This window comes from Kitasatospora nipponensis (assembly GCF_039528135.1).
Classification (GTDB): Bacteria; Actinomycetota; Actinomycetes; order Streptomycetales; family Streptomycetaceae; genus Kitasatospora; species Kitasatospora nipponensis.
Genome location: NZ_BAAALF010000360.1, coordinates 1 through 3466, shown reverse-complemented (window position 1 = coordinate 3466; position 3466 = coordinate 1). Strand labels below are relative to the sequence as shown.

Genomic DNA, 3466 nt, shown 5'->3' with positions numbered 1-3466 from the left:
GGGGCCCCCCCCCGCCGGGGCCCCCGCCGGGCGCGCCAACTCCTCGGCGACCGGGGCGCCCGAGGCCGTGGACGCCGCGACCGCGTCCGCCGCCGACGCGCAGGCCTCCGCCAACTCGGCCGCCTCCTCGGCCCTGCAGGCCGGCAAGGACGCCAAGGAGGCGGCGAAGGCCGCGTCCGACGCGAAGCAGATCGCCGCCACCAAGCGCCGGCAGGAGCAGGTGGAGGCGGCCAGGCTGGCCGCGGAGGCGGCCGCGAAGGCCATCCGGGACGGCATCGACCCGGCCGACACCGCGGACAACGACGGGGCGAAGAACCCGGGCACGTTCCTGGGCGCCACCAAGGGCGACTGGCAGGACGCCGCCAAGACGCTCGGCAGCGTGTCCACCGGCCTGGGCTACGCCGCGGCCCTCGCCCTGCTGGTCCCGCCGCCGACCGGCGAGGCCCTCTACGGGGCCTTCGGCGCGGGCTCCCTGCTGGCGGGCGTGGGCAGTCTCGTCATCTACGGATTCGCCGGCGGTCTCAGCCCCGCGGACTTCCTGACCTCGACGGTCAGCGTGGCCGTCGGGGTCTTCACCACCGGTCTGCCGTGGACCAGGTTCGGGGGAACGGTCGGCGCCATCGACGACGCGTTCAGGGGACTGGACGGCGGCGTCCTGTCGGTCGGCGTGCAGGCCCGACGCGTCGGTGCGGCCGTCCTGTCGCCGGCCACCAGCACCATCGTCAGCGCCGGAAAGGCCGTGGGCGACGCCGTCAGCGACACCTGGCACGACCTGACGCCGTGGTAGCCCCCGAGCGCGGCACGGGCCGCGGCCTGCGGAGCTTTCGATCTCCCCCCTGCCCGACCACGACGAGCACGACGAGAACAACGGGACCGACGGTGAGGACTGTGATGACTGTGCGGACTGCGATGACCGCGATGACGGAGCGAACGGCAGTGGACCCCCGACCGAAGCGGCGACGGGTCGCCAGGCGGTCGGTGGGCACCGCGGCGGTGGCCCTGCTGGCCTGGTCGGCCGTGGCGGTCGGGACGGCGGGTTCGCCGGCCCGGGCGCAGGCGGGCGACGGGCGCGCGGTGGCGTCCGTGGCCGACGAGGCGCCGGGGTACGCCGTCGAGGACTTCGGCTACCCGGGGGCGGACAAGATCCTGGCGGATCGGAACATCGTCCTCAAGCGCGGTGACGGGCACATCCTCCTCGCCGACTGTGCCGGCGGGACGGGGCTGCTGGAGGTCTGGTCCCGCAGCAACGCGAAGATCTGCTTCAGGGTCACCGGCACCTCGGGCTGGCTGACCCTGGAGATCCCGCGGGTCTACGGCATCAAGGGCAGCGTCGACCAGTCGGCCCAGGTGGACATGACCACCGGCACCGAGGCGAAGACCTACGACATCGCCAAGAACGCCTTCACCGGAGTCGGCGAGAGCACCGACCCCCAGGGCCGTGACTTCGTGCTGATGGAGATCAGGACCACCGCGTAGCCGCCGGCCCCCGCCTCCCCCGCGTGCGGTGGGCCGATCCGGCCCACCGCCACGCATCCCCCTTCCCTCCGTGCCCAGTTAAGGAATTCGCATGTCCAGCCGAGCCACCCGAGTCTCCCGTGCCGTGCTCACGGCCGCCGTCCTGTCGACCGCTCTCACCCCGCCGTTGCTGAGCGCGCCGAACGCCTCCGCCCTCTCCGGCGACACGGTCGCGGACGGCACCTACGCCTACACCGCCGACCTGGTCATCGGCGAGGGGGACACGCAACGGGCGTGTTCGGGCACGCTGGTGGACCCGCAGTGGGTGCTGACCGCGAAGAGCTGCTTCGCGGACACGCCGGGCGGGGTGGTGACGGCCGGCCCGCCCGCGCTCAAGGCCACCGTCACGGTGGGGCGCACCGACCTGTCCACCGGCGCGGGCGCCGTCACCACCGTGGTGACGCTCGTCCCACGCACGGATCGTGATGTCGTCATGGCCAAGCTGGCCCAACGCGTGCTCGGCGTCGCCCCGGCCGGGATCGCGGCCACGGCCCCGGTCGTGGGCGAGCACCTGCGGGCCACCGGCTTCGGCCGTACGAAGGACGAGTGGGTACCCGACCTCCTGCACTCCGCGCTCTTCTCGGTGGACAGTGCCGCCGGCTCCGACCTCGCGCTGGCCGCGGTCTCGCAGGGGGCGGTGATCTGCAAGGGGGACGCCGGCGGCCCGCTGCTGCGGGAGAAGGACGGCAGCGTGGCGGTGGTCGCCGTCAACAGCCGTTCCTGGCAGGGCGGTTGCCTGGGAACGGCGGAGAACGAGACCCGCACGGGCGCCCTGAGCTCCCGGGTCGACGACCTCGCCTCCTGGGTCCGGGACACGGCCTTCGTCGCACCGGGTGACCTGACCGGCGACCACAGGCCCGACCTCGTCGCGGTCGACGACGCCGGCAACCTGCGCCTCTACCCCGGTGACGGCAAGGGCGGTCTCGGGTCCTACCGACTCATCGGCACCGGCGGGTGGTCGGGAGCGTCCGTGACCCACCGCGGCGACTGGACCGGGGACGGGCTGGAGGACGTCGTCGCCATCGTCGGCGGCGAACTGCGCGTCTACCCCAACCGCGGCAACGGCCTGCTCGCCGCCCCGATCAAGGTCGCCGCCGGCCTGCCCGCCGGCTCCCAGGTCGTCGGCATCGGCGACGCCACCGGGGACGGACGCCCCGACCTCGTCGTCTCGCACGACGACAAGCTGTGGCTCTACGCGGAGGGCACCGGCGCCACCCCGTCCGTCGCCGCACCCGTCATGATCGGCAACGGCGGCTGGACCCCGATGACCATCACCGCCCCCGGCGACGCCAACCGGGACGGCCGGGTCGACCTGCTCGCCCGGGACACCCGCAACGGCGACCTGTGGCTCTACCCGGGCAAGGACGGCGGCGGCTTCGGCACCCGCACCGCGTACGGACACAGCTACACCACCACCAGCCGCCCGCTGCTCGCCGCGGCGGCCGACGCCGACGGCAACGGCGTGGCCGACCTCTGGGCCACCACCAACGAGGGCAGCGGCACCCTGCTGTTCTACGCGGGCGCCACCGACTCCTCGGGCAACCCGGTCGACGGCCCCCGCAGCACGGTCGGCACCGGCGGATGGAGCGGCATCCAGTCCATCAGCTGACCGGCACCGGCCGGGACGGGACGCGAGCGCGCCCGGTCACCCGACGGGATGCGCTCGCCGCGGCCGGGATCACCCACAGGTGAACCCGGCCTCATCGCACCGAACAGGAACGACGCGACGCCTGCCCCGCATCGCTCCACAGGGCACCGGGTCCACCGGTCGGACCCCGCTCAGCTCCTTGCGGGCCAAGGGTGCGGCGACAGAGCAGGCGCCTCCCCGCCGCCCCGTACCCGAGTGAGGTCCTGACCCGGGCCTTTTTCCGCGGGCCCGCTGACCGTTGTTCGGGGTCAGAGCCAGCCGCGTTGGGCTGCTTTGATGCCGGCTTCGAAGCGGCTGCTGGCG

2 protein-coding genes and 1 pseudogene are annotated in these 3466 nt (G+C 74.1%); all 3 read left to right on the top strand.

The annotated features are described in order from the left end of the window. Window positions 1-787: pseudogene (locus ABD323_RS40085) on the top strand (ALF repeat-containing protein); the annotation flags it as partial. A gap of 149 nt (window positions 788-936) precedes the next feature. Then, window positions 937-1476, top strand: a complete 540-nt coding sequence (locus ABD323_RS40080) for a hypothetical protein (RefSeq protein WP_344447043.1) — start codon at window positions 937-939, stop codon at window positions 1474-1476. 91 nt (window positions 1477-1567) lie between these two features. Next, on the top strand, window positions 1568-3124 hold the full coding sequence (locus tag ABD323_RS40075) for an FG-GAP-like repeat-containing protein (protein ID WP_344447042.1): 1557 nt from the start codon (window positions 1568-1570) through the stop codon (window positions 3122-3124). Window positions 3125-3466: the final 342 nt, after the last annotated feature.

Bases quoted from the DNA above. Each gene is read 5' to 3' on its own strand.
- ABD323_RS40075 (WP_344447042.1), top strand. From the start codon at position 1,568: ATGTCCAGCCGAGCCACCCGAGTCTCCCGTGCCGTGCTCACGGCCGCC.